General features: G+C 65.8%; 24 protein-coding genes. 11 read left to right on the top strand and 13 right to left on the bottom strand.

The window, feature by feature from the left end; translation table 11 throughout:
• Nucleotides 1–8: 8 nt before the first annotated feature.
• Nucleotides 9–425, bottom strand: coding sequence for an archease (locus PSV40_RS10905; protein WP_300537336.1), 417 nt, complete (start codon nt 423–425; stop codon nt 9–11).
• A 33-nt stretch (nt 426–458) separates the two neighbouring features.
• Nucleotides 459–680, bottom strand: a complete 222-nt coding sequence (locus tag PSV40_RS10900) for a hypothetical protein (protein ID WP_300537334.1) — start codon at nt 678–680, stop codon at nt 459–461.
• Between PSV40_RS10900 and prs the strand changes: the two genes are divergently transcribed.
• The gene (prs, locus tag PSV40_RS10895) at nt 679–1,638 is read left to right on the top strand and encodes a ribose-phosphate diphosphokinase (RefSeq protein ID WP_300537332.1); all 960 of its coding nucleotides are present in this window, start codon (nt 679–681) and stop codon (nt 1,636–1,638) included. The two genes, PSV40_RS10900 and prs, sit on opposite strands and share 2 nt — an antisense overlap.
• Here prs and PSV40_RS10890 read toward each other — a convergent pair.
• The 6 genes from PSV40_RS10890 to PSV40_RS10865 form a co-directional block, all read right to left on the bottom strand.
• Nucleotides 1,607–2,689: a hypothetical protein gene (locus PSV40_RS10890; protein WP_300537330.1), complete on the bottom strand. Its 1,083-nt coding sequence runs from the start codon at nt 2,687–2,689 to the stop codon at nt 1,607–1,609. The genes prs and PSV40_RS10890 overlap by 32 nt on opposite strands.
• A gap of 303 nt (nt 2,690–2,992) precedes the next feature.
• Nucleotides 2,993–3,655: an esterase gene (ypfH, locus tag PSV40_RS10885; RefSeq protein WP_300537329.1), complete on the bottom strand. Its 663-nt coding sequence runs from the start codon at nt 3,653–3,655 to the stop codon at nt 2,993–2,995.
• A gap of 80 nt (nt 3,656–3,735) precedes the next feature.
• Nucleotides 3,736–4,383, bottom strand: a complete 648-nt coding sequence (locus PSV40_RS10880) for an ABC transporter ATP-binding protein (RefSeq protein ID WP_300537328.1) — start codon at nt 4,381–4,383, stop codon at nt 3,736–3,738.
• Nucleotides 4,380–5,327: a tRNA (adenosine(37)-N6)-dimethylallyltransferase MiaA gene (miaA, locus tag PSV40_RS10875; protein WP_300537326.1), complete on the bottom strand. Its 948-nt coding sequence runs from the start codon at nt 5,325–5,327 to the stop codon at nt 4,380–4,382. Before miaA ends, PSV40_RS10880 begins: the two co-directional genes overlap by 4 nt.
• Nucleotides 5,324–6,532, bottom strand: a complete 1,209-nt coding sequence (locus PSV40_RS10870) for a multidrug effflux MFS transporter (RefSeq protein ID WP_300537324.1) — start codon at nt 6,530–6,532, stop codon at nt 5,324–5,326. The genes miaA and PSV40_RS10870 overlap by 4 nt, the downstream gene beginning before the upstream one ends.
• A 127-nt stretch (nt 6,533–6,659) precedes the next feature.
• A complete protein-coding gene (locus PSV40_RS10865) occupies nt 6,660–7,505 on the bottom strand; it encodes an alpha/beta fold hydrolase (RefSeq protein WP_300537429.1) in 846 nt (281 codons plus the stop codon).
• A gap of 210 nt (nt 7,506–7,715) precedes the next feature.
• Between PSV40_RS10865 and PSV40_RS10860 the strand changes: the two genes are divergently transcribed.
• Nucleotides 7,716–8,897 carry a glycerophosphodiester phosphodiesterase gene (locus PSV40_RS10860; RefSeq protein WP_300537322.1) on the top strand — a complete coding sequence of 394 codons (1,182 nt, stop codon included), beginning with the start codon at nt 7,716–7,718 and terminating at the stop codon, nt 8,895–8,897.
• A gap of 36 nt (nt 8,898–8,933) precedes the next feature.
• Here PSV40_RS10860 and gdhA read toward each other — a convergent pair whose 3' ends face one another.
• On the bottom strand, nt 8,934–10,277 hold the full coding sequence (gene gdhA, locus PSV40_RS10855) for an NADP-specific glutamate dehydrogenase (protein WP_300537320.1): 1,344 nt from the start codon (nt 10,275–10,277) through the stop codon (nt 8,934–8,936).
• Nucleotides 10,278–10,398: 121 nt separating this feature from the next.
• Nucleotides 10,399–12,321, bottom strand: coding sequence for a DNA mismatch repair endonuclease MutL (mutL, locus tag PSV40_RS10850; protein WP_300537318.1), 1,923 nt, complete (start codon nt 12,319–12,321; stop codon nt 10,399–10,401).
• Nucleotides 12,322–12,479: 158 nt separating this feature from the next.
• Between mutL and PSV40_RS10845 the strand changes: the two genes are divergently transcribed.
• The 4 genes from PSV40_RS10845 to PSV40_RS10830 all read left to right on the top strand — a co-directional run bounded on the left by PSV40_RS10845 (nt 12,480) and on the right by PSV40_RS10830 (nt 17,071).
• Nucleotides 12,480–13,133 (top strand): DedA family protein, encoded by a 654-nt coding sequence (locus tag PSV40_RS10845; protein ID WP_300537317.1) that lies wholly within the window; start codon nt 12,480–12,482, stop codon nt 13,131–13,133.
• Nucleotides 13,134–13,229: 96 nt separating this feature from the next.
• Complete coding sequence (locus tag PSV40_RS10840) at nt 13,230–15,083, top strand: long-chain fatty acid--CoA ligase (RefSeq protein ID WP_300537315.1); 1,854 nt, start codon at nt 13,230–13,232, stop codon at nt 15,081–15,083.
• An 85-nt stretch (nt 15,084–15,168) separates the two neighbouring features.
• Nucleotides 15,169–16,476, top strand: a complete 1,308-nt coding sequence (locus PSV40_RS10835; RefSeq protein WP_300537427.1) for an aromatic ring-hydroxylating dioxygenase subunit alpha — start codon at nt 15,169–15,171, stop codon at nt 16,474–16,476.
• A gap of 106 nt (nt 16,477–16,582) precedes the next feature.
• Complete coding sequence (locus PSV40_RS10830) at nt 16,583–17,071, top strand: aromatic-ring-hydroxylating dioxygenase subunit beta (RefSeq protein WP_300537313.1); 489 nt, start codon at nt 16,583–16,585, stop codon at nt 17,069–17,071.
• A gap of 595 nt (nt 17,072–17,666) precedes the next feature.
• Here the strand turns inward: PSV40_RS10830 and PSV40_RS10825 are convergent.
• Together PSV40_RS10825 and tsaE are read right to left on the bottom strand one after the other, a co-directional pair.
• On the bottom strand, nt 17,667–19,076 hold the full coding sequence (locus tag PSV40_RS10825; RefSeq protein WP_300537311.1) for an N-acetylmuramoyl-L-alanine amidase: 1,410 nt from the start codon (nt 19,074–19,076) through the stop codon (nt 17,667–17,669).
• Complete coding sequence (tsaE, locus tag PSV40_RS10820) at nt 19,073–19,582, bottom strand: tRNA (adenosine(37)-N6)-threonylcarbamoyltransferase complex ATPase subunit type 1 TsaE (protein ID WP_300537310.1); 510 nt, start codon at nt 19,580–19,582, stop codon at nt 19,073–19,075. The genes PSV40_RS10825 and tsaE overlap by 4 nt, the downstream gene beginning before the upstream one ends.
• 15 nt (nt 19,583–19,597) lie before the next feature.
• Here tsaE and queG point away from each other — a divergent pair, with 15 nt between their 5' ends.
• The 3 genes from queG (at nt 19,598) to PSV40_RS10805 (ending at nt 21,907) form a co-directional block, all read left to right on the top strand.
• Nucleotides 19,598–20,668 (top strand): tRNA epoxyqueuosine(34) reductase QueG, encoded by a 1,071-nt coding sequence (gene queG, locus PSV40_RS10815; RefSeq protein WP_300537425.1) that lies wholly within the window; start codon nt 19,598–19,600, stop codon nt 20,666–20,668.
• Nucleotides 20,669–20,792: 124 nt separating this feature from the next.
• Nucleotides 20,793–21,170: a DUF2946 family protein gene (locus PSV40_RS10810; RefSeq protein WP_300537308.1), complete on the top strand. Its 378-nt coding sequence runs from the start codon at nt 20,793–20,795 to the stop codon at nt 21,168–21,170.
• 254 nt (nt 21,171–21,424) lie between these two features.
• A complete protein-coding gene (locus tag PSV40_RS10805) occupies nt 21,425–21,907 on the top strand; it encodes a copper chaperone PCu(A)C (protein ID WP_300537306.1) in 483 nt (160 codons plus the stop codon).
• On the opposite strand, the gene PSV40_RS10800 is transcribed toward PSV40_RS10805, so the two are convergent.
• Nucleotides 21,908–23,044 carry a sigma-54-dependent Fis family transcriptional regulator gene (locus tag PSV40_RS10800; protein WP_300537304.1) on the bottom strand — a complete coding sequence of 379 codons (1,137 nt, stop codon included), beginning with the start codon at nt 23,042–23,044 and terminating at the stop codon, nt 21,908–21,910.
• 246 nt (nt 23,045–23,290) lie between these two features.
• Between PSV40_RS10800 and PSV40_RS10795 the strand changes: the two genes are divergently transcribed.
• Together PSV40_RS10795 and PSV40_RS10790 are read left to right on the top strand one after the other, a co-directional pair.
• The gene (locus tag PSV40_RS10795; RefSeq protein WP_096665720.1) at nt 23,291–23,758 is read left to right on the top strand and encodes a (2Fe-2S)-binding protein; all 468 of its coding nucleotides are present in this window, start codon (nt 23,291–23,293) and stop codon (nt 23,756–23,758) included.
• A gap of 94 nt (nt 23,759–23,852) precedes the next feature.
• Entirely contained in the window at nt 23,853–26,228 is a 2,376-nt protein-coding gene (locus PSV40_RS10790; protein ID WP_300537301.1) for a xanthine dehydrogenase family protein molybdopterin-binding subunit, read from the top strand.
• Nucleotides 26,229–26,247 lie beyond the last annotated feature (19 nt).

The following is a 26,247-nucleotide window of genomic DNA, read 5'->3' as shown; positions in this document are numbered from 1 at the left end:
GGCCGTACTTAAACATCCACCACGGTTTGCGCCAGCCAGCCGCCGTCAGAAGGGGCAACACGCAAGGCGGTGTAGGTCGCACCCTTGATCTCGACCGCCGGCTGGTGGCGCTGCACCGACACCGGCTCACCGGTGGCTTGTGCCTCCAGGCGGGTACCGTCAAGCGCCACATGGAAGCGGCCAAACAGCATGCGGCGCACAGCCATCTCGTAAATGAGTGCATTGAGCCACTCGACCAGCAGCAACTCGTCGTCCTGCGCCGTGCAACGGATGTGCACGGTCGTGACCGGGACAACGCGGGGCGGGTCGGTGATCACGGCCGTCAGCGCCAGCGCCGCTTGCTCGAAGGCGGCGGCCTTGGTCGCGCCCAGGCCGCGCACGCCGATGTCGGCGCCGTGCTCGAAGTGTTCCCAATGGTTGTCCATGGTGGCAGAGGAAGGCGGGGTGTGCTCTGGCCTTCATTTATGCGCCTGGGCGTCGAAGTCGGGTTTGACCATCCGCAAAAGGGGTGTGATCAGCAACGCGATGTTTGCCGCCCTGTCCGCAGTGCCAGGTAAAAACACTGCCGGCTTGACCTTTGTCAACGCAGGCTGGGTGGCCTCTTGAACAATGGCTGGTTTGATCGGTACAACCTGCGGCCGCCTGTGGCGTGCCGGCACCCGGGGAAGGAACTGGGCCATGCTGCTTTTTTCGCTGGATTCCGACACCACCTTTGCGCAGGCATTGGCAGATGGTCTGGCTGTGCCGCTGGCGCCTCACGAAGACCGGGGCTTCGAGGACGGCGAGCACAAGCTCCGGCCCCTGGTAGACCCGCGCGGCCGGGACGCCTACGTGATCCACAGCCTGCATGGCGGGCCGGTGGACAGCCCGCATGACAAGCTCTGCCATCTGCTGATGTTCATGGCCACCTTGCGCGAGCATGGCGCAGCGCGGGTGACGGCGGTGGTGCCCTACCTGGCCTATGCCCGCAAGGACCGGCAGACCAAGCCTTTTGACCCGGTCACCCTGCGGTATGTCGCACAGCTGTTCGATGCGGTCGGCACAGGGCAACTGATCGCGCTCGAGGCCCACAACGTGGCGGCCTTCCAGAACGCCTTTCGCTGCACCACCCTGCATCTGGAAGCACACCGGGCTTTTGACGGCCTGGTGCCCAAACTGGTTGGTGAAGGGCCGCTGGCCGTGGCTTCGCCGGACCCCGGCGGCGTGAAGCGGGCGCAGCTGTGGCGCGAGTCGCTGGAGCATGCCTTGCAGCGGCCTGTCGGCTTTGCCATGGTGGACAAGCGCCGCAGCGCCGGCGTGGTCAGCAGCGAGAACCTGGTGGCCGGTGATGTGAACGGCAGCACCGTGCTGCTGCTCGATGACCTGATTGCCAGCGGCGAGACCATGAAACGTGCGGCCGTGGCGTTGCGCCATGCGGGCGCGCGCGAGGTGCTGGCGTTTGCGGCGCACGGTCTTTTCACAGGCCAGGCGGGCGAGGTGCTGGGGGATGACAGCATCGCCAGCATCGTCGTGACCGACAGCGTGCCGGCCTTTCGCCTGCCGGCGACGGCCGCGGTACGCAGCAAGCTGCATGTGGTGTCCGCCGCGCCGCTGTTTGCGCGGGCGGTCAGCGCGACCCATGCGACATGGCAGCGATGACGGGCGCACGGTTTGCCGGCCCGGCCAAGGTGTCCAGCGCCGCCATGGCGCAGGCGATGTACCGGCCGGCGCGCGGCGGCCACTTGTCGGGCAGGCGTGGCACGGGGTCAAGCAGATGCGCCATGGCCAGACGGGCGCGTACCAGGGCGCGGTAGGCGGTGTACAGGTGCATCAGCGCCGGGGGAGGGGCGTCCCCCAGGGCGGCGGCGCACCCTGATGCGAGGCGCTGCCCAATCCACGGCGCGCCCGCCACTTCGCATTCCATGCCGAGGTACGCGAGTTCATCAAAAGGATCGGCCTGGCGCAGCTGCGGGTTGAACTCGAGGCAGTCGATGACCACCGGGGGCTGGAGCAGGCACACGTGTTCGGGGCGCAGGTCGCCGTGTCCGTCGAGCACGCGCTGGCCGCAGGCGCGCTCGCGCAGCAGGTCGGCGCCCTGCGCCAGGGCCAGGTCCAGCCGGTCGATGGCCAGCGCGGCATCGGGCAGCTGGAACTGCGGCCGCAGCAGGACCTCCCGGTTGGCGGCCTGTTCGTACTGGAAGCGGGCCAGGTAGTCTTCCGGGCTCAGTGCCACGACTGGTGCGCTGCGGTAAAACGCGCCCAGCACGGCGATCAGCGCGTCGATATCCTCAGGCGCAACACGCCCTTGCGTGATCAGCTGGTCCAGCATTCGGTCCCCGGGCAGGCGCCGCATGCAGACCAGCCAGTCGACGGTGTCACCAGGGCTGTTGGCCGGTGTCTGCAAACGCGCTTGCGCTTCCGGCAGCAGTTCGAAGACGCCGTCATGCCATTGCAGTGCCATCAGTCCCAGGTAGACGCCAGGGGCCAGGCGCCGATTCAGCCTGACTTCTTCGCGGCAATAAAACTCACGCGCCGTCAGGGTGGTGAAGTCGAGGAAGGGAAAACGCACCGGCTTCTTGAGCTTGTAGACCTTGTCGCCGACCAGAAACACCCAGGACATGTGGGTTTCGATGCATTCGGGGGGAGGCGCGGCACCGCCGTAGGCCGTGGACCGTTTCAGGAATGTCAGCTTGTCCGAGAGGTGCGGCATGGATACAGCCCCTGAAACTGACCCGCCAGCCTTTTCAGGGGCTGGCGGCTGTGGTGAGGACCCCGGGTCAGTGTGTCGGGCTGACTCGTCTGGGGACGTCCTCATCCGTCCCGGTGGAACACACCGGAACTCGGATCGATTGCTCGACCCCCCCAGCTCCGTACCCACCGGCTTCGCTGAGCAAAACCCGCAAGATACGTTTTTAATATAGTGTCCGGCGCGCCATCTGTCCTTGATAAATCTCAAATCGGCTTCAAAAAGAGGGCACTGCAGCGGACGGAAAGCGGCGTTAACAGGCCTTCGTCAGGCCGAGCGCCAGAAACGCAACGGCACGCAGGTTTGCAGGCGGTGAACGGCCTGCTCCATCAATGCCGGGTGCAATTCATGGGCAACGGTCGAGGCAATGTCGCAGGTGGCATCGGCGCCCAGCGCCATCAGCTCGGCATAGGCCTGCCGGGCCAGCCGCGCCGGTACCACGGTGTCGAGCTGGCCATGCAGCAGGTGGATGGTGGTGAGAGCGGGCGCCTTGTCAGGCCAGGCAGCGTAAGGTCCCGAGAAGGCCAGCACGCGGCCGACCAGGCCGTCGTGCTGGTCGCTGAGCGCCAGCGCCATGGTGGCGCCCTGCGAAAAGCCGGCCAGCGCGGTGTCGGTCTGCAGGATGCCAAAACGTTCCTGCTGCTCGCGGATGAAGCGTGCCAGCGCCGGCACGGCCTGGGCCACACGTTCGGCCTGGTTCGCGTCGGTCAACCCGAAGGCCGGAAACCAGTGGCGTTCGGTCTTGCCGAGGTGGATGGCTTCGACGCCTTCCGGCATCACGATGGCGGCCTCGGCAAAAGCTTCGCCAAGCAGGGTGGCCAGGTCCAGCATGTCCACCGCCGAACCGCCGGCGCCATGCAGCAGCACAAACAGCTGGCGCGGCGGGGTGGCGGGCAGCAGTTCCAGGGTTTCGACGGGGGCGGCGTTCATCGGGCGGGCGTGTTGCAGTTCATGTGCAGTTGGGGCCGGGGACGGGATTGACAAGCTGCCGTCTGCAGTGCCGCGCCCTGTCAGCCCGTGATGCCTTCGCTGCTCAGGTGCAACACGCGGTCGGCGCGCGCGGCAGCGGTTTCCGAGTGGGTGACCAGCACCAGTGAGGCGCCGTGTTCACGGGTTTGCGCGACCAGCGCGTCCATGACCCTGGCGGCGGTGGTGGGGTCGAGGTTGCCGGTCGGTTCGTCGGCCAGCAGCAGGCGCGGGCGGTGGATCAGGGCGCGTGCGATCGCCACGCGCTGCAACTGCCCGCCCGAGAGTTGTTGCGGCAGGCGCCCGCCCAGGCCTGCCAGGCCAACGGCTGCGAGCATGGCCTGCACCCTTTCGTCGTCGTGCTGGCCGAGCAGCAACAGGGGCAAGGCGACGTTTTGCGCCACGTCCAGGTGCGGCAACACGTGAAAGGCCTGGAAAACGAAGCCGACTTTTTCGCGGCGCAGCAGGGCACGCTGGTCGTCGCCGAGCGCGCCGAGGTCCACGCCGTCCAGGCGGACCGAACCGGCGTCCCAGCTGTCCAGCCCGGCCATGCAGTTGAGCAGCGTCGATTTGCCGACGCCCGACTCGCCGACGATGGCGACAAACTCGCCGGGTGCGACCTGCAGCGAGACGTTGTTGAACACCACGACGTCGCCATAGTGTTTGCTGAGGTTCTGGACGATGAGGCTCATAAGGCTTTGTTCACCAGATCCTGCACCTGCTGCACCGCGTCTTGTGCGTCACAGGCGACCACCTGCCGCTCGGGCATGGAGCGCAGCCAGGTGATCTGGCGCTTGGCGAGCTGGCGCGTGGCGGCAATGCCCCGCTCGCGCAGTTCGCTCATGGGAAAGGCACCATCTAGAGCTTCCCAGGCCTGGCGGTAACCGACGCAGCGCATGGACGGCAGGTCGGGGTGCAGGTCGCCGCGCTCCCGCAGCGCCTGCACCTCGTCCAGGAAACCGGCGGCCAGCATGGCGTCAAAGCGCCGGGCGATGCGTTCGTGCAGCCAGGCGCGGTCTTGCGGTTCAAGGGAAATCAGGGCTCCAGCCCTTATAGGTAGTGCGCCACCAGCTACTTTTTCGATAGCATTTTTTTTCTGGAAGGATGACAGCGGCAGCCCCGTCAGGCGGAACACCTCCAGCGCGCGGGAGATGCGCTGCGAGTCATTGGGCGCCAGCCGCGCGGCTGTCACCGCATCCACCGCGGCCAGCTCCGCGTGCAGCGCGGGCCAGCCTTTCCCGCCAGCCTCGGCCAGCAGGGCGGCGCGAATCGCCGGGTCGGCCTTGGGCATGTCGTCGAGCCCGTCGAACAGGGCCTTGAAGTACAGCATGGTGCCGCCCACCAGCAGCGGCAGTTTGCCGCGCGCCGTGATGTCGTCGATCAGGCGCGTGGCGTCGGCGACAAACTCGGCCGCGCTGTAGGCCTGCAGCGGATCGCGGATGTTGATCAGGTGGTGCGGAACAAAGGCGAGTTCGGCCGGTGTCGGCTTGGCCGTGCCGATGTCCATGCCGCGGTAAACCAGCGCGGAATCGACGCTGATGATTTCCACCGGGTGGCGCTCGGCAATGGCGAAAGCCGCGGCGGTTTTGCCCGACGCTGTCGGTCCCGCCAGTCCGAGCCAGCGTGAGGTTGTCATGCGCGCGCGGGCGCGGCCAGCGCCGACGGCTCGCCATGTTTTTGCACCAGCGTCCACGAAATCAGTGCAATGCAGACGCTCCAGAACAACACGCCATAAGCCAGCGGAAACACCGTGCCGTCCAGGTGGCTGCCCAACCATCCGCCCATGGCAAAGGCTGCCAGCATCATCAGAAAGCCGTTCAGTGCCGAAGCAGCGCCCGCCGCGCCGGGGAAGGGGCTGACGGCGCCGCTCTGGCTGCAGGGCTGGTGCACGCCGTGCGCAAAGATGAACAGGTAGTAGGGCAGCAGCAGGGCCCAGACGTTGTGGACACCGGCCCAGGCCAGCGCGCTGATCAGCAGGCCGCCGCTGAGGGTGAGCCCGCCGGCCATGGCCACCGAACGGCGCACGCCAAAGCGCGGAAGCAGGCGCCGGCACCAGAAGGTGCCCAGCACATAAACGAAGGACATCGAAAACATCACCAGGCCGTATTCGGTCTTGGACAGGCCCAGCACCTTGATGAAAACAAAGGACGAGGCGGCCAGAAAGGTGAACAGCCCGCCGTAGGAAGCCGTGGACAGCGCCGAGAACGCGACAAAGGTCGGGTTGCGCACAATCGCCCACCAGGTGCCCACCAGTGTGGCCGGCTCCAGCGCGCGCGGGTTCTTGTGGACGATGCTTTCCTCGAAACGCAGGGCAATCATGGCCAGCGCCGCCGCGCCGAACACCGCCAGCGCCAGCAGCGCCACGCGCCAGTTGAATACGTCCGAGAGCAGGCCGCCCAGCGGCGCGCTCAGGCAGGCGATCACGCCCAGTCCGCTCAGGCCACGAGACATGGCGCGTGCACCGGCCAGCGGCGTGTAGAGGTCGCGCACGATGGCGCGCGCGCACATGACGGCCGCGCCCATGGCCGCGCCCTGCACGATGCGCCAGCTGATCAGCAGCGCCATCGAAGGCGCCAACGCGGCGCCTATGGCTGCCAGCACGTAGGCCCCCAAGCCCCACAGCAGGATGGGCCGGCGGCCAAAGCGGTCGGACAGCGGACCCCAGAAAAGCTGGGAAATGCCAAACGCCAGCAGCAGCCCGGTGAGCGTGAGTTGGGCCTGCGCCATGGGCGCGGCAAAACCTTCGGTGAGCGCCGGCAGCGCCGGCAAATACAGGTCGGTGGTGATGGGCTGGATGCCCAGCAGCAGGGACAGCACCAGCACAATCAGCGCGGGGGACATGGCTGGCGGTTCGGCGGTCACCGCGGGGGCAACGGAGGCAGGAGCAGGGGGTGTGGCGGACATTGATCTGAGCGTATCAGATAGCCGCGCGCCGGGTGGTTGCGAGGGGTGCCGTGCCGGCGCCGGCCTATTTCAGTCTGAACAGCTGCGCCAGCGCCTGGCGGTACTGCGCCTGGCCGACGGAGTTGGTGTTGTGGTGCGAGCCGCCTTCGACCAGCATGAACAGCTTGGGTTGCGCGGCGGCGTCGAACAGCTTGCGCCCGAGGTCGGGGGCGATCAGCCGGTCTTCGCCGCCGTGCACCACCAGCAGCGGCGAGCCGATCCTGCCGACCTTGCGGGCGGCCTCGAAACGCTGGGTGATCAGCAGCGACACCGGCATCCACCCCCATTTGGAGGTGCTGACCACGTCGGCAATGGAGGTGAAGGTGCCTTCGACAATCGTGCCGCTTTCGTCGTTGACCTCGGTGGCGAGGTGGATGGCAATCGGGCCACCCAGCGAGTGACCAAAGATATAACGGGGCCGGTCCGGGTATTTTCTGGCGAGCCAGTCCCAAGCGGCACGCGCATCCTCGTAGGCGGACTCTTCCGAGGGCAGGGCCTGGGTGCTTTTGCCGAAGCCGCGGTAGTCCACACCCAGCACCGAAAAACCCAGCTCCTGCATGCGGCGCATGCGCGGGGCCGACCCGGTCACGTTGAAGCGCGCGCCGTGCAGGTAGAGAAGAATGGGGGCCTTTGGCTGTTCGGCAGGCAGCCACAGGCCGTGCAGGGTGGCCTGCTCGTCACCGGTGGCTTTGGCCTTGAATGCTATCCAGACGTCGTCCATGCCTTCGGCAGCGGCCAGGCCACCGCTCCAGCTGCGGTCGCTGGGCTGGAAGATCCAGGCACGCTGCCGCTCGTCCAGTGTGCTGCAGCCCGCCAGAACGGCAATACCAAGGGCCAGTGCGGCGGCGGCGAGCAGGGTCCAGCGTTTCATAAGCATGACTGAGTGGCCAAGGAGGTAAAAAGTTCGCATTGTCAGGAATTTTCCCTTGCAGGCAGACCCCTCCCATGTCTGTGGTGTGAAGCTCCGGCAAAGCCGCCGGCAAAGCCGCCGGCAACGCGCGGGGTAAGCCCTTGCAACAGCACTTCATCAAACCGTCACTTGCATGCACCATAGTGGGACATTCATTCACGGAGACGACCCATGTATTCATTGCGCATCCTGACGGCCGGGCTGGCCGCTGCCGGCCTCCTGGGTCTGGCCGCCTGTGCCGGGGGCTCGACCGCCGCTACACCGGGCCGTTATCCGACACTGGACGGCAAGGCGCCGCTGGTCATCGGCCATCGCGGCGCCAGCGGCTATCTGCCGGAACACACATTGGAGTCGTACAAACGCGCGATCGAGCTGGGCGCCGACTTCATCGAGCCCGATGTGGTGGCCACCAAAGACGGTGAACTCGTGGTGCGGCACGAGCCCAATATCACGGCCACCACCGACGTGTCCACACGCCCTGAGTTTGCGAGCCGCAAGACCACCCGGCAGGTCGATGGGGTGGCGGAAACCGGCTGGTTCACCACCGACCTGACGCTGGCCGAGCTCAAGACCCTGCGCGCGAAACAGCCCATGGCGGAACGTGATCAATCCCACAACGGGAAATACGCGATTCCGACCCTGCGCGAGGTGCTGGCGCTGGCGCGCAGCGAAGGCGCGCGCGCCGGCCGCACTGTCGGCGTCTACCCCGAGACCAAACACCCGACTTACCACGTGAATGCCGGACTGGCGCTGGAAGACCGGCTGCTCGCGCTGCTGGCCGAGTACGGCTACACCGCGAAAAACTCGCCGGTCATCGTGCAATCGTTTGAAGTGGCCAACCTCAAGTACCTGCGCAGCAAGACCGCGGTGCGGCTGGTGCAGTTGATCGACGGCGACGGTGTGGATGCCCAGGGCCGGGTCACGCTCAAGCCGCCGTTCGACAAGCCTTACGACTTTGCGCTTGCCAACAACAGCCGCACCTTTGCCGACCTGCTGACGCCCGCCGGCCTGAAGGAGATCAAAACCTACGCCGACGGCATCGGCCCCTGGAAGGCCTACCTGCTACAGGCGCGGCAGGTGGACGCCAACGGCGACGGCAAGCCCGATGACCTCAATGGCGACGGCCTGATCGACGAGCGCGACCGCGTGCTGCTGCCGCCCACGCCGGTGGTCCGGGACGCACATGCGGCAGGTCTGTTCGTGCACCCGTTCACCTTCCGCAGCGAGGCCAAACGCCTGGTGTCCGACTACCGCGGCGACGCGGCCGCGGAGTACCGCAAGTTCTTCGAGATGGGCGTGGACGGCGTGTTCAGCGACTTTCCGGACACGGCCGTGAAGGCGCGGGCGCGTTGAGCGCCCGCCGGCCTGCGGCGCCGGTGAGGGCGTGACTCAGACCACGCCCTGCGCCAGCATCGCATCGGCCACCTTGACGAAGCCGGCCACGTTGGCGCCGTCCACATAACTGATGCGGCCGTTGGCGCGCCGTCCGTACTGGAGGCAGGCTTCGTGAATGCCTTGCATGATCTGCAACAGCCGCGCATCGACCTCATCGCGCGGCCAGGACAGGCGTGCCGCGTTCTGGCTCATTTCCAGGCCGGACGTGGCGACCCCGCCGGCATTGCTGGCCTTGCCCGGGGCGTAGAGCACGCCGGCAGCCTCGAAAGCCTTGGCAGCCTCCATGGTCGAGGGCATGTTGGCACCCTCGGCCACGCAAACCACGCCATTTTTGATCAAGGTGGCGGCATCGCTGGCGTCGAGTTCGTTTTGTGTGGCGCAGGGCAGGGCCACGTCCACCGGCACATGCCACGGGCGCACACCGGCCTGGAAGGTCGCACCCACACGTTTGGCGTAGTCGTCCACGCGGCCATACAGGTGGTTCTTGACCTCCATCAGCACGGCGAGTTTTTCGGTGGTGAAACCTTCTTCATCGATCACGGTGCCGCTGGAGTCGGACACCGTGACCACTTTGGCGCCCAGCGCCATGGCTTTCTCCACGCTGTACTGGGCGACATTGCCCGAGCCCGACACGCTGACACGCAGGCCGTCGAAGGAGCGGCCGGCGGTCTTGAGCATTTCCTGCGCGAAGTAGACCGTGCCGTAGCCGGTGGCTTCGGGGCGGATCAGCGAGCCGCCGAAGGCCAGGCCCTTGCCGGTGAACACGCAATCAGCGCGGTTGGTGAGCTTTTTGTACATGCCGGCCATGAAGCCGACTTCGCGGCCACCGACGCCAATGTCGCCGGCCGGCACGTCGGTGTCCGAGCCGAGGTGGCGGTACAGCTCGGTGATGAAGGCCTGGCAAAAGCGCATGACCTCCGCCTGGCTTTTGCCCTTGGGGTCGAAGTCCGAGCCGCCCTTGCCGCCGCCCATGGGCAGGGTGGTCAGCGCGTTCTTCAGCGTCTGCTCAAACGCCAGGAATTTCAGCACCGAGAGGTTGACCGAGGGATGAAAGCGCAAGCCGCCCTTGTACGGGCCGATGGCCATGCTGTGCTGGATGCGAAACCCCCGGTTGACCTGGACCGTGCCATGGTCGTCCATCCAGGACACGCGAAAGATCAGGATGCGCTCCGGTTCCACCAGCCGTTCCAGCAGGCTCAGGGTGGCGTACCGGGGGTGTTGTTCGATGTAGGGCCACAGGCTTTCCATGACTTCCGTGACGGCCTGAAGGTATTCGGTCTGGCCGGGATTGCGTTGCGCGACGTGGTCAAGAAAGCTGTGGACGTTAGCGTGCTTCATTAAAAATCCTGTTTATGGTGCGTTTATCTATGCAAATTATGTATTTTGCAATAAACAATAAGACATAACGGTGCATTGATGCACTGTTATGGTGTAAATGCACCGGAGTGGGGTTTGTATGTCAGCGCCCGCGCAGGAACAGGTTGTCCAGTTCCCGGACCGTGATTTGCCGCCAGGTCGGGCGGCCGTGGTTGCACTGGTCGGAGCGTTCGGTGGCTTCCATCTGGCGCAGCAGGCCGTTCATTTCGTCCATGGTGAGTTTGCGGTTGGCGCGCACCGCGCCGTGGCAGGCCATGGTCGAGAGCAGCTCGTTTTGTGCGCGCTGGATCACCGTGCTGGCGTCGTGTTGCGCCAGCTCGGCCAGCACGCTGCGCGCCAACTCCACCGCATCACCCTGCGCCAGGCTGGTCGGCACGGCGCGTACCGCCAGGGTGCGCGGCGAAAAGGGCGTGATCTCCAGGCCCAGCGCCGTCAGGGTGTCGGTATGGGCCTCGGCGGCGGCGACTTCCTGCGGCGTGGCGGCAAAAGTGGCCGGAATCAGCAAGGGCTGGCTGGTTATGCTGGCGCTGTCGAGCTGGCTTTTCAGCCGCTCGTAGACGATGCGTTCATGGGCGGCGTGCATGTCCACAATCACCAGGCCCTGGATGTTTTCAGCCAGGATGTAAATGCCCTGCAGTTGGGCAATGGCGCGGCCCAGCGGCCAGTCGCCGCGCGGCAGGTCGGTGTTGTCCGTGCCCGCATGTTCCGTTCGCCCTGAGCCTGTCGCGGCCGGGGCCGCATAGGGCCCTTCGACAGGCTCAGGGCGAACGGTGGAAAGGCCGGCGGTGGGCGAAGGCCACATCGCCTCAAAGTCGGAGACCCGCGGGTCTTGCCGGTACGCCTGATGCGCTCCGAAATTGATAGCTGGTTGAGCCCAGGGGGAAAGGGCTGGAGGCTGATTTGATTCAAAGTTTTGTGCAGGCGTGCCGCTGGCCGCTGCCAATGCGGCCGCGGCCGCGCGCGGCGCCGCCAGGGCGTTCTCGACCGCGTGCCGCACCGCCTGGTGCACTTCGCGGCTGTCACGAAAACGCACTTCGATCTTGGTCGGATGCACATTGACGTCCACCCGCGTCGGGTCCATGGTGACGTAGAGCGCGTACACCGGCTGGCGGTGGCCGTGCAGCACGTCCTCATAGGCGCTGCGTGCGGCATGGGTCATCACCTTGTCGCGCACATAACGGCCGTTGACGTAGGCAAACTGCTGGTCGGCCCGCGAACGCGCGGCGTCCGGAATGCCGGCGCGGCCGGTCACGCGCAGTGCGCCTGCGCTGTAGTCCACGGCCACGCTCTGGTCCAGCAGTTCGCTGCCGAGCACATCGGCCAGGCGCTGGTCGTGCGCGGTCTCGCCGGTGCAGGCGCGCCACTGTTCGACGAGTTTGCCTTCGTGCCAGATCGCAAAACCCACGTCGGGCCGCACCAGCGCGTGGCGGCGCACGGCCTCGATGCAGTGCGCCAGCTCGGTCGCGTCGGTTTTCAGGAACTTGCGGCGCGCCGGCGTGGCATAAAACAGCTCGCGCACCTCCACCGTCGTGCCGCGCGCGCGCGCGGCCGGTGTCAGTTCGCCGGAGCGGCCATCGAGCTGCCAGGCGTGCGCCGCGTCGCCGCTGGCCGAGGCTTCGGAACTGCGCGACAGCAGGCTCATGTCGGCAATTGAATTGATGGCGGCCAGCGCCTCGCCGCGAAAACCCATGGTGCCCACGGATTCAAGGTCCTGCAGCGAGGCAATTTTGCTGGTGGCGTGGCGGCGCAGCGCAATCGCCAGTTCCTCGCGCGGGATGCCCAGGCCGTCGTCCTCGACCGAAATCAGCCGCACGCCGCCGGCCAGCAGCCGCACCGTGACCTGCCGCGCGCCGGCGTCCAGCGCGTTGTCCACCAGTTCACGCACCACCGACGCCGGGCGCTCGACCACTTCGCCGGCCGCGATCTGGCTGACCAGCTCGTCGGGCAGTTCGCGGATGGGGCGGCGTGGGGCTGGCAGGGGGGAGAGGGGGGTGGCAGTGGTCACCTTGTGATTCTAGAGGGAAGTGTTTTTTGCGGGCTGATGTGGTGGTTTCTGGATAATTTGGTTTGCCTGCAAGCCGGGCAACCCCCGGCTTGCTCGAAGCACCCGCAAAGCACAGGCTTGCAAAAGCCGAAGGAATTCATCATGTCAAAATCACCCCCATGGAACTTCTCGCTTTTCTGATGGACTTCATCCTTCACGTGGACAAACACCTGGAGGCCTTTACACAAAGCTACGGCACCTGGGTTTATGCCTTGCTTTTCCTCATCATTTTTGTGGAAACCGGCGTGGTGGTCATGCCTTTCCTGCCCGGCGATTCGCTGCTGTTCGTGGTGGGCGCCCTCTGTGGGGTCGGCCTGCTGAGCCTGCCGGTGGCCATCACCGTGATGCTGGTGGCGGCCATTCTGGGCGACCAGTGCAACTATTTGATAGGCCGGCACTTCGGGCCCCGGGTGTTCCAGTGGGAGCAGTCGCGGTTTTTCAACAAGCGCGCGTTCAACCAGGCGCACGAGTTTTACGAGCGTTATGGCGGCGTCACCATCATCATTGCGCGCTTCATGCCCTTCATCCGCACTTTCGCGCCGTTTGTGGCGGGCGTGGCCGAAATGAACCGCACCAAATTCACGGCCTACAACGTGGTGGGAGCCCTGATCTGGGTGGTGGGCCTGTGCACGGCCGGTTATTTCTTCGGCAACCTGCCGTGGGTCCAGGCCAACCTGAGCAAGATCATCTGGGCCATGATCCTGATTCCCGGGCTGTTTGTTTTGTACGGCGCCTGGAAAGCCAGCCGGTCCGCCCGGCAACCGGCACACTGACGGGTTTTTTACCCGCTGTATTGACCCCGGGCAGGGCGGGCGCGTCCGCGTGGTGCACACTGCGCTGGAGAACTCCCCGTTTCCAACAAGCTGCCCATGACTGTCACCGAGATCGATTTTTCCACCGTCCACACGCTCCCCGAGTTGCTGGCCTTTCGGGTGGCCCAAAGCCCGCAAGCCGAGGCCTACCGCGAATTTGATGCTGGCGCCGGCCGCTGGGTCGCCACCACCTGGGCGCAGGCCGGCGAGCGTTTTGCCCAATGGCGCCAGGCGCTGGCGGCCATGAGCTTGCCGAACCACGCCAGCATTGCCATCCTGCTTCCCAATGGGCTGGATGCCGTCAGCCTTGACCAGGCGGCCCTGGCGCTGGGCCATGTGCCGGTGCCGCTCCACGCGCTCGACAACCCGGGCAGCATCGCCTACATCCTGGCGGACTGCGAGGCCGCGCTGCTCATGGTTTCGTCCCTGGCGCAATGGCATGCGATCAGGGCGCTGGGTGTGGCCATGCCGGCCCTCAAGCGCGTCGTGGTCAGCGGTGAGGCCGTGGCGTCCGATGCGGGCGGCGCGGACGTGCCGGTGTGTTCGCTGGCCGATTGGCTGGCGGCCGGGCAAGGCCAGGAGGGCGCTTTTGTGCCGCCGTCCGGGGACGACCTGGCCGCCATCGTCTATACCTCGGGCACCACCGGCAAACCCAAGGGCGTGATGCTCACGCACCGCAACGTGGTGGCCAATGTGCAGGCCATCCTGGCGCGCGTGGTGCCCACGCTGGACGATGTGTTCCTCTCGTTTTTGCCGCTGTCCCACACCTTCGAACGCACCGCGGGTTACTACCTGCCGATGGCGTCCGGCAGCTGCGTGGCCTACGCGCGTTCGGTGTCACTGCTGGCCGAAGACCTCAAAACCGTGCGCCCCACGGTGCTGATCTCGGTGCCGCGCATCTACGAGCGGGTGTTTGCCAAATTGCAGGAAACACTGGCCGCCTCGCCGTTGAAGACGCGCCTGTTCGAGGCGACCCAGGCCGTGGGCTGGCGGCGTTTTTGCCGGGCGCAGGGCCTGCCGCTCGCCGCGGGCGAGGGGAGTAGCTGGGCCTGGCTGGACCCGCTGGTGTGGCCCTTGCTGGACCGCCTGGTGGCACGCACCCTGCGTGCGCAGTTTGGCGGGCGTGTGCGGGTGGCCGTCAGCGGCGGTGCGCCGCTGTCACACGCGGTGGCCCGCTGCTTTCTGGGGCTGGGCCTGCCCCTGCTGCAGGGCTACGGCATGACGGAAACCTCGCCGGTGGTGGCGGCCAACGGCGTGGAAGACAACGACCCGGCCACCGTGGGCCGCGCCTTGCCGGGGGTGGAGGTGCGCCTGGGCGAGAACCGCGAACTGCAGGTGCGCGGCCCGTCGGTGATGCGGGGTTACTGGAAACGGCCCGAAGACACGGCGCGTGTGCTGACGCCCGACGGCTGGCTGTCCACCGGCGACCAGGCGGACATGCCGGGCGGGCGCATCCGCATCATGGGGCGCATCAAGGAAATCATCGTCACCTCGACCGGCGAGAAGGTGCCGCCGGGCGATCTGGAGCTGGCCATTGCGGTCGATCCGCTGTTCGCACAGGTGTTTGTGGTGGGTGAGAACCATCCCTTCATCGCCTGCGTGGCCGTGGTGAACCCGGCGGAATGGCGACGGCTGGCCGAGGCGCTCGGGGTCAACCCCGATGACGCTGCCGCCCTGAACCTGCCGGCGGTGCACCAGGCCGCGCTCAAGCGCATGGCGGCCCAGACCGCGAATTTTGCGCGTTATGCCATGCCGCGCGCCGTGCTGCTGACGACGGAGCCGTGGACGGTCGAAAACGCGCTGATGACCCCGACGCTCAAGCTCAAGCGCAACAACCTGATGAAGCGTTTTGCGCAGGAGATCGAGGCCATGTACCAGCCGCAGGCGCGCCGGGGTGGCGGGTCCGCATAAACCCTGTTTCCCGGAATTGATAAGTAAGCTTATTATTACGGGATGAACTACAGACCGGACAGCCGGTCGGGAAGATGCTTGCATGATGGCTGATCAATCCCTTTCCCGCTGGAGCGAACCGGGCTCCAGCCGTGTCCCCTTCTGGGCCTACACCGACGCGCAGTTGTACCAGCGCGAACTGGAAAAGATCTTCTACGGCCCGCACTGGTGTTATGTCGGGCTTGAAGTCGAGATTCCCAACCTCGGTGACTTCAAATTAAGCCATGTCGGCGAACGCCAGGTCGTGATGGTGCGCGACCGCGTGGCACCGAAAGACCGTGACACCGACCACGGCATCCGTGTGGTCGAAAACCGCTGTGCCCACCGCGGTGTGCGCTTTTGCCAGAACGGGCAGGGCAATGCCCGCAGCTTTGTCTGCCCCTACCACCAGTGGACCTACAAGCTCAACGGCGACCTCGCCGGGTTGCCCTTCAAGGATGGTGTCAAGGAGGGCGACTGCATCAATGGCGGCATGCCCGAAGGCTTTGAGCTGAAAGACCACGGCCTGACCAAGCTGCGCGTGGCCGTGCTGCACGGCCTGGTGTTTGCGACCTTCAGTGAGTCGACCGAGCCGCTGGAAGATTACCTGGGCCCCCAGGTGATGCCCTGGCTGGACCGCATCTTCAAGGGCCGGCAACTCACCTTGCTGGGCTACAACCGCCAGCGCATTCCGGGCAACTGGAAGCTGATGATGGAAAACATCAAGGACCCTTACCATCCGGGCCTGCTGCATACCTGGTTTGTCACCTTCGGCCTGTGGCGCGCCGACCAGAAAAGCCGCATGGTGATGGATGAGCACGGCCGCCACGCGGTGATGATCTCGCGGCGCAATGAAGGCGGGCAGAACGCCGCGGTGACCGAAGGCGTGACTTCCTTCAAGGCCAACATGGCGCTGCACGACGACCGCCTGCTCGACGTGGCGCCCGAAGCCTGGTGGAAGGTCGATGATCCCTCGAATCCCGGCACCGACATCACGCCGACCGTGACCATGATCACGCTGTTTCCCAGCCTCATCATCCAGCAGCAGGTCAACTCGCTGAGCACACGCCACATCGTGCCGCGCGGCGAGGGGGAGTTTGATTTTGTCTGGACCCATTTCGGTTTTGCCGACGACACGCCCGAGATGACGCGGCGGCGTCTGCGCCAGGCCAACCTGTTCGGGCCGGCGGGCTTTGTCAGCGCCGACGACGGCGAGGTCATCGAGTTCAGCCAGGACGGTTTCCGCCAGGGCGGGGAAGGGCGTTCGACGCTGTGCGAGCTGGGTGGCACGGGCACCGAGGCGACCGAACACATGGTCACCGAAACCCTGATCCGCAGCATGTATGCCTACTGGAAGAAAGTGATGGCGGTATGAGCGCACTTGGCGAGGGGCCCCACAAAGTGCGGATCGACACAGCGCGAATGCCGCCGGCCGCCGACACCTGGGTGTTTGCAGACGTTGTGATGACGGAGGCGGCGCCATGAGCAGTACGACGCTGGAACGGCTGGTGCTTCAGTTCGAGATCGACCAGCTTTATGCGGCCTATGCGGCCGTGCTGGACGAGAAACGTTTTGATGCCTGGCCGGAATTTTTCCTCGAGGGCGGTCGTTACACCGTGCAGGCGCGCGAGAATTTCGACCGCGGCCTGCCGCTGGCCCTGATGGACCTGGAAAGCCGCGGCATGATGAAAGACCGCGTCTACGGCATCACGCAGACGATTTACCACGGGCCGTACTACATGCGGCATGTCGTCTCTGCGGCGCAGGTCCTGTCGGCCGACGGCGATGTCATCACCGCGCAGGCGAACTACGCGGTGTTTCGCACCAAGCCGGCGGGGGTCAGCGAGGTCTACAACGTGGGGCGTTATGTCGACGAGATCGTGCGGACAGGCGAGGGCCTGAAGTTCAGGCGCCGCCTGTGTGTGTACGACAGCGAGATGATTCTCAACTCGCTGATCTATCCGGTGTGATTGCCAGCGGCGCCTGGCCGCTTGGTTTCAAGCTTGGGCGCACGCACCGTTCGGGCTGAGCTTGTCGAAGCCTTTGCAAGCTTGCGTTTCAGCGGGTTTTCAAGCAAGCCGGGACTCGCCCCGGCGGGCGACTCACTTTCTCTTGCGTCGCCAAGAGAAAGTAAGCAAAGAGAAGGCGACCCGATGGTCTGGGTCCCTCCGCTTCGCTGCGGGCAACCTGTGGTGCTCGCCAAAAGCGGGGTCTGGCTAAACTCGCCTGCGGCTCAAACAACGCCAGCCCTGATCCGCTTTTGACTGCGCTCCTCGGCCCAGCCCGACGGGTGGGGGAAGAAATGCGGGTTCGGGTGCGGGGAGACATGACGCGCGTAGCGCTCATGTCGGCGCCAAGCGGCCGTCATGTTTGCACGCGAGCGCAACACACGCGGCCAAATGAAGCTCCCCGCCATCGCCCAGCGGGGCGAGGGAGGGGCGGGGGGGTGGGAGTGGGGAGTCCAACCTACTGTCCATCGCGGACCGTAGCGGTAGCAAGACGCTTGATGTCTGCTCAGGGCTATCTGAACCGTCGCTCGCGCGATCGCGCGGGGCGTGTCCGCGTCTACAGCGGACGGTTGCGCGCCAGTGGCGGGTTTTTGGCGAAGTAGCTGCTGATGCCGCGCATCAGCGCGTCGGCCAGTTGCACCTGGTAGGCCTCGCTGCGAAGCTTGGCCTCTTCGTCGGGGTTGCTGATGAAGGCGGTTTCCACCAGCACGCTCGGAATGTCGGGCGCCTTGAGCACGGCAAAGCCGGCCTGTTCGACCCGCGGCTTGTGCAGCTTGCCGACGCTGCCGATTTCGCCCAGCATGGCGCCGCCGAGCTTGAGGCTGTCGTTGATCTGCGCGGTCGTGCTCATGTCGAGCAGGGCGCGTTGCACCTGCGCGTCCTTGGCCTTCACATTGACGCCGCCCACCAGGTCGGCGGAGTTTTCCTTGTCTGCCATCCAGCGCGCCGAGCTGCTGGTCGCGCCTTTTTCGCTGAGCGCAAACACGCTGGCGCCCTGCGGTCGGGGCGTGAAGAAGGCGTCGGCATGGATGCTGATGAACAGGTCGGCCTGCACACGGCGGGCTTTTTGCACACGCACGTGCAGCGGCACAAAAAAGTCGGCATCCCGCGTGAGGAAGGCGCGCATGTTCGGGATCTTGTTGATGCGTTCGCGCAGGCGCAGGGCGATCTGCAGCACCACGTCTTTCTCGCGCGTGCCGCCGGGGCCGATGGCGCCCGGGTCTTCGCCGCCGTGGCCGGGGTCCAGCGCCACGATGATGAGGCGGTCGGTCTTGTTGCGGCTACCCGCACCCGCGCCCACGCTTTCAGACGGTGCCTGGGCGACGGGGGGGCTGGCGCTGGCTGCCCGGTCCTTGTCCGCACCTGCGGTCGGAGCTGCGGGGGCGGGCGCCGGATTGTCGGCAGCGGGCTTGCCGGCCGCGGGCCGGGCCGTCTGCCGCGCCAGCAGTTCACCGATGGCGTCGGACGCGGCACCCTGATCCGGCTTGTCCTTGAGCCGCTCGGCAATCAGGGCCTCCAGCGGGTCCAGCACCTGGGTCGGGTAGAGGTCGAACACCAGCCGGTGCTGGTAAGCGGCGACCGGCGGCAGGGTGAACACCTGCGGCAGCATGTGCTGCTTGAGGTCGATGACCAGGCGCACCACGCCGGGCGCGTTTTGCCCGACACGTATGCCGGAGATGTTCGGGTCGTCGGGCTTGACCTTGGCCACCAGCTCGCGCAGCGCCGGGATCAGGTCGATGCCTTCGATGTCCACCGCCAGGCGCGGCGGCTCGGCAATAAAGTAGGTTTTGGTTTTCAGGCCCGTGTCGGACTCGATGGTGACGCGGCTGTAGTCCTTGGCCGGCCAGACCCGCACCGCCAGAATCGTCGCGCCGCGGGCGATCTGCTGCACGCCCAGCAGCAGGACCAGGCTGCCCATCTGCAGCGCGCTGCGCCGGCTGAGAGTGGCGGAAGGCTTGCCGCTCATGGCAGCAGCGCCGCGCCGGCGTCCGTGTGGGCGGTGAGCGTGACGGCGCGCGTCTCGCTGGCCAGCATCTCGATGTCGATGTCCAGATCCGCCGGGGGCAGGTGGCTGCCGGCTTTTTCAGGCCACTCGACGAGTTTCAGGCCGGGGCTGGCGAAGATGTCGCGAAAACCGGCTTCTTCCCACTCATCGGGATCGTTGAAGCGGAAAAAATCAAAGTGCCAGATGGACAGCACGCCGCCCGCTGCGGCCGGGTCGGCCACGCTGTAGGGCTCCACCACCGCATAGGTCGGGCTTTTGACGCGGCCCGTCACGCCCAGGGCCTTGAGCAGATGCCGGGCCAGGGTGGTTTTTCCGGCGCCCAGATCACCATGCAGCTGGATCAGCGCGTTGGCGCCCGTGGCACTGGCGCGCAGTTTCCCGGCCAGTGCTTCGGCAAAGGCCTGGGTCTGGGCTTCGCTGTCCCAGGCCATCCTTTTTACAATGTGTCGGTGATCTTCAATAGCCATCAATTCGTTTCTCACATTCAAACATGGGCGCGCGAGCTTGGATTTTCGCAAATTGGCATTGCGGGTGTGGACCTGTCATCGGCTGAACCGGGCTTGTCGGCCTGGCTGGCTGCGGGTTTTCATGGTGACATGAATTACATGGCGGCGCACGGCCTCAAGCGGGCCCGGCCGGCCGAACTCGTGCCCGGCACGGTCAGCGTGATCACCGCGCGCATGGACTACCTGCCGGCTTCCACGCCCGCGCAGCCGGGGCAGTGGCAGGCTGCGGAGCTGGCGCGCCTGCAGCGGCCCGGCGAAGCCATCGTATCGGTGTATGCGCGGGGACGCGACTATCACAAGATCATGCGGGCGCGCCTGCAAAAACTCAGCGAGCGCATCGAAGCCGAGGTGCACGCGCTGGGTCACCGCGTGTTCACCGACTCGGCGCCGGTGCTCGAGGCCGAACTCGCCGCGCGCAGCGGCCAGGGCTGGCGCGGAAAACACACGCTGCTGCTCAACCGCGAGGCCGGGTCCATGTTTTTTCTCGGCGAGATCTATGTCGATCTGGCCCTGCCGCCCAGCGCGCCCGTCAGCGACCATTGCGGCAGTTGCAGCGCCTGCATCGCGATTTGCCCGACGCAGGCCATTGTGGCGCCGCACAAGCTCGATGCACGGCGTTGCATCTCTTACCTGACGATTGAACATGCGGGCCCGATTCCACTGGAACTGCGGCCACTGATCGCCAACCGCATCTACGGCTGCGACGATTGCCAGCTGGTCTGCCCCTGGAACAAGTTTGCGCAGCGCAGTGCCTTGCCCGACTTCGACGAGCGCCAGGGCCTGACCGGCCAGCAGCTGACGACGCTGTTTGCCTGGACCGAAGAAGAGTTTTTGCGTTACACCGAGGGCAGCGCCATCCGCCGCATCGGCCACGAGCGCTGGCTGCGCAATATCGCGGTGGCGCTCGGCAATGCCCTGCGCGCCGGTGCGGACGACAGCCTGCGCAGCGCCTTGCTGGCGCGGCGCGAACATGGCAGCGAGGTGGTCAGGGAACATGTGGCGTGGGCGCTTGATCAGGCGCCCCTCCTGGAGATGTCCATAAAATAGGCATCCGGCCCTTGACGGGCGGGCTCAAGCAGCTATTCATTTTGTAGCAGTATAGGCGGGGTGAAGCCCCGCAGTCCAGCCCCGCCGGCAAAACCCCGCCGGCGGCGGTCCTTATAATCCTGCTGTGCACAACACCCCGTCCTGTCGCCCGCTGTGGGCCCGCTTCGCCGCGTGGCTGGGGTTTCTGGCTGTCTTCTCGGCGCTGCTGGCGCCCGTGTCCATGCTGGCCGAGGACATGCGGACCGGCAAGCTGGGCGGTCTTTGCACCGTGGCCAGCGGCGCATCGTCCGCTGCGGCCGGGGACCTGTCGGGCGGTGACGAGTCTTCACCGGCTGCCGCGCATTGCGACCTCTGCGGCTCGACTGGGCCCGGTTTGCCGCCGCCGTACCAGGCCGGCGTTTTTTCTGCACCCATCACCGCGATGGTTGCCGTCTTCCAGGATGCCGACCGCCCGGCGTCTTTGCCGGGGCTGCCCTTCAGCCGCGGCCCGCCTGCACTTTGAACTGAAACGCCTCTGACGAGGTTTTCCGCGTGTGGGCCTGACCGCCCGTGTGCTTGTGTTCATTTCAATGTGTGGTTTCCATGAAATTTTCATCAACTATCAAAAAGATAGCACTCCGCGCAGCCGTGACGGGCGCTGCGTCCGATTTCCCCCATATTTCCCTGGCCGAGGGGTTGGCCCCGGCCAGATAGCACCACCACTGACACTGACCACATTTTTTCGACTCATCCTCATTTTTTTAACGAAAGCTAATCATGAAAACAAAAGTTATTGCCGCCCTGTTGGTACTTTCCGCCGGCGCTGTGTTTGCCCAAACGGTCGAGGTCAAGGACGCCTGGGTGCGCGCCGCCGTGCCCGGCCAGTCGGGCACCGGCGCCTTCATGAACATCACGGCCAAAGACGGCGCCAAGCTGGTGGGCGCGTCCTCCCCGGTGGCCGGCGTGACAGAAGTGCATGAAATGAAGATGGACAACGACATCATGCGCATGCGCGCCATCCCCGCGCTGGATTTGCCGGCCGGCAAAACCGTGGCGCTCAAGCCCGGTGGCTACCACGTGATGCTGATGGAGCTGAAGCAGGCCCTGCCACCAGGCGGCACGGTACCGCTGACCCTGATACTGCGCGACGCCAAAGGGCAGGAAAGCAAGGTGGAACTGAAGCTGCCGGTGGCCGCTTCTATGCCGGGTGCGGGCATGCCGGCATCGGGCATGCCCGGTGCCATGCAGCACAAGCACTGATTATTTGGATTTGCCGCCCAGGCGGCGGTAGACCGTGGCGCGGCTGATGCCCAGCGCCCGCGCCGCTTTCATGACGTTGCCCCGGGCTTCGTTGACCGCCTTGCGGATCAGCGCTGTTTCGACGTCCTTGAGCGGAAGGGCCGGCCCCGACGCCGCCCGGCCGCCGAACCGGCCCGGGGCGGCCGCACGGCCACGCAGCAGCGGCAGGACGTGCAGGCGCAGTCCGGACCACAAGGGCACTTCCATGGGCTGGGGGCTGCCCGCGGCGTCGCTCCTGGCGGCGTCGAACAGCATCTCGTAGGGCAGGGCAAACAGCTCGCTGCAGTGAACGGCCGCCGGGCTGCCGGCCTGCAGCGCCGGCACCATCTGCCGCGCCGCCGGGTTGGCGCCGCTGACCCAGCCGTCCGGGTCCAGGCTGACCATCCCGTCGCTGTCCTCTCCCAGGCTGTGGCTGGACCAGTTCAGCCTGATCAGCAGATCGTGCGGCCGGCTCTGGATCAGGGCGTTTTCGATGTTGCGCGCCGACTGCACCACCAGGTGTTTGAGTTCAGGGCGCTCGACCGCGTCCACTCCGGTCAGGTCCAGCATGCCGGCGCAGCGGCCGTCCGGCCCGAACAGCGGCGCGCCGGCGCAGCTGTAGGCCGAGTTGGCATTGAAAAAATGCTCGCCGCGGTGCAGCCAGACGGGCTGCAGCTCGGTCAGCGCCGCACCGATGGCGGTGGTGCCCACACTTTGTTCGGACAGGTCCACGCCGATGCGCGTGATCAGGTCGGCGCGCCGGTCACGCCGGTCGATGGCGCCGTTGACGTCGACCACCACGCCCTGCGCGTTGGTCAGGATGGCGAAATAACGCGTGCTGGCAATCGCCGCACCCAGCTTTTCCAGCACCGGGCGTGCCGCCTGCACCAGCACATGGTTGGCTTCTTCGGTACGGCGCAGCGCCTGGGCGGACAACACGTCGAAACCGACCTCCTGCTCGGGTCTTTTGCCGCTGGCCAGGCAGCGCTGCCAGGAACGTTCTATCCACGATTCTGCCAGCAGGCCGGGCTGGCTCCGGCCGTCCCGCAGCACGGCCTGGCGCGCTTGCGCAATCTGTAACAGGCGCTGTTCAGGGGAGGAGGGAAGGACGGTCAGCATGGGTAGTCAATGCCCGTGAAAGGCGGCTGTCTGCGGGAGGATGCCCGCGGTGGCAGCAGCGTACCAGACCTCGCGCCGACACGCTGGCGGCCTGTCAGCAACTGTTCCATTTTGAGAATTTAACCGGGCTTTGGCAAGCTCCTAGGGTTTAACCTAGGCTCCCGCGGGGTCGCCACTTCAACAATGACCCTTGTTCCGCCCGTAGCCCAACCCGTCGTCAAAAAACAGCCCACTGGAGACAAGCTCATGCAAGTTCAATTCAAAGTCAACGGAAAAGCCAAAAGTGTGGAGACCCCGCCCAACACCCTGCTGGTGCAGGTGCTGCGCGAGCAGCTCAAGATGACCGGCACCCATGTCGGCTGCGACACCGCCCAGTGCGGCGCCTGCACGGTCATCATGAACGGGCGCGCGGTGAAGTCCTGCAACATCCTGGCCGCCCAGGCCGAGGGCAGCGAGATCACCACCATCGAGGGCCTGGCCGCCGCCGACGGAACCATGCACCCGATGCAGGCCGCCTTCAAGGAATGCCACGGCCTGCAATGCGGCTTCTGCACCACCGGCATGGTCATGAGTGCGGTGGACCTGTGCAAGCACCACCCCAAGGCCAGCGAGGGCGAAATCCGCGAGCTGCTCGAGGGCAACATCTGCCGCTGCACCGGCTACCAGAACATCGTCAAGGCAGTGCAGCAGGGCGCTGCCGCCATGGCGACCTGAACTGCTGCGCTGACCCCTTTTTCGGCACCGCCATCGGGAGAGCCGCCGGCAACCCGGGCAACCGTTCCTTTCCAAATTTTTCAGGAGTACACACATGGGTGCATCCGACTTCGTCAACCTGCCAAACATTGGCACCTCCGTCCGCCGCAAGGAAGACTACCGCTTTCTCACCGGTGGCGGGCAATACACCGATGACATCACGTTGGCCAATCAGAGCTACGCGGTGTTTGTGCGTTCGCCGCACGCCCACGCCAAAATCAACAGCATCAACACCGCCGCCGCCAAGGCCGCACCGGGTGTGCTCGATGTGTTTGTCGGCGAGGACGTGGCGGCCGACAAGATCAACGGCCTGCCTTGCGGCTGGCTGATCACCAGCACGGACGGCAACCCGATGAAAGAGCCACCGCACCCCATCCTGGCTCAGGGCAAGGTGCGTTATGTCGGTGACCATGTCGCCATGGTCGTGGCCGAAACGCTGGAGCAGGCCAAAAACGCCGCCGAGCTGGTCGAGGTGGATTACGAGGTGCTGAGCGCCGTGGTCCGCGTGACCGATGCCGCCAAGGCCACCGCCCTGCATGAAGCCGCCCCCGACAACCATTGCTACAAATGGGCCATCGGCGACAAGGGCCAGGTCGATGCGGTCTTTGCCACGGCCGCCCACGTGACCAAGCTGGACCTGACCAACAACCGGCTGATTCCCAACGCCATGGAGCCGCGCGCCGTGATCGGCTCCTATAGCCGTGCGACCGATGAATACGTGCTTTATGTCTCCAACCAGAACCCGCACGTCGAGCGCCTGCTGTTGACGGCGTTTGTGATGGGCCTGCCCGAGCACAAGGTGCGGGTCATCGCGCCCGACGTCGGCGGCGGCTTCGGCTCCAAGATCTATTTGTACGCCGAAGACGTGTGCCTGACCTGGGCGTCCAAAAAACTCAACCGCAACATCAAATGGACGGCCGACCGCAGCGAGGCTTTTGTCAGCGATGCGCATGGGCGCGATCATTCCAGCCACGCCGAGATGGCGCTGGACAAGGACGGCAAGTTCCTGGCCATGCGTGTGCACACCGACGCGAACATGGGCGCCTACCTTTCGACCTTTGCGCCGGCGGTGCCAACCATCCTGTACGCGACCCTGCTGGCCGGCCAGTACACCTGCCCGCAGATTTATGTGGAGGTCGATGCCTGGTTCACCAACACCGCGCCGGTCGATGCCTACCGCGGCGCAGGTCGCCCTGAGGCGACCTACCTGCTGGAGAGGCTGGTTTCGCGCGCCGGCTGGGAGCTGGGTCTGGCACAGGACGAAATTCGCCGCCGAAACTTCGTGAAAGACTTTCCCTACCAGACGCCGGTGGCGCTGCAGTACGACGTGGGCGACTTCCATGCCCTGCTCAAGCGCGGCAACGAGCTGGCGGACGTGGCAGGCTTTGAGAAACGCAAAACCGCCTCGGCGGCCAAAGGCCTGCTGCGCGGCATGGGTTACTCCTGCTACATCGAGGCCTGCGGCCTGGCGCCCAGCAACATCGCGGGCGCGCTCGGGGCGCGTGCCGGTCTGTTCGAGTGCGGCGAGGTGCGGGTGCACCCGACCGGCAGCGTGACCGTGTTCACCGGCTCGCACAGTCACGGCCAGGGCCATGAGACCACCTTTGCGCAGGTGGTGGCCGCGCGGCTCGGCATTTCGGTGGACCAGGTCGATGTGGTTCACGGCGACACCGGGCGTGTGCCTTTCGGCATGGGCACCTATGGTTCACGTTCGCTGTCAGTCGGCGGCACGGCCATCATGAAGGCGCTCGACAAGATCGAGACCAAGGCCAAGAAGATTGCCGCGCACCTGATGGAGGCCAGCGATGCCGACGTGGAGTTTGCCAACGGCGAGTTCACCATCAAGGGCACCGACAAGAAGGTGACCTTCGGCCAAGTGGCGCTCACGGCTTACGTGCCGCACAACTACCCGCTCGACAAGCTCGAGCCCGGCCTGAACGAAACCGCGTTTTACGACCCGACCAACTTCACCTTCCCGGCCGGCACCTACATCTGCGAGGTCGAGGTGGACCCGGCCACCGGCCAGGTGCGTGTGGACCGTTTCACCGCGGTGGACGATTTCGGCAACATCATCAACCCGATGATTGTCGAAGGCCAGGTGCATGGCGGGCTGGTGCAGGGGATCGGCCAGGCGTTGCTGGAGAACTGCGTGTACGACCCCGAGTCGGGCCAGCTGCTGACCGGCTCGATGATGGACTACGCGCTGCCGCGTGCCGACGACATGCCCAGCTTCACGCTGGACACCTTGTGCACGCCGTGCAGCCACAACCCGCTGGGCGCCAAGGGCTGTGGCGAGGCCGGTGCCATCGGTTCGCCGCCGGCGGTGATCAATGCCGTGCTCGACGCCCTCAGGCCGCTCGGCGTGACGGACTTCGACATGCCGGCCTCCCCCAGCCGCGTCTGGGAAGCCATTCAGTCGGCCAAAAAATAAACAGCTATCCAAGGAGAAA

The organism is Polaromonas sp. (assembly GCF_029945925.1).
Taxonomy (GTDB): Bacteria; Pseudomonadota; Gammaproteobacteria; order Burkholderiales; family Burkholderiaceae_C; genus Polaromonas.
This window is presented reverse-complemented; position numbering and strand designations above follow the sequence as displayed.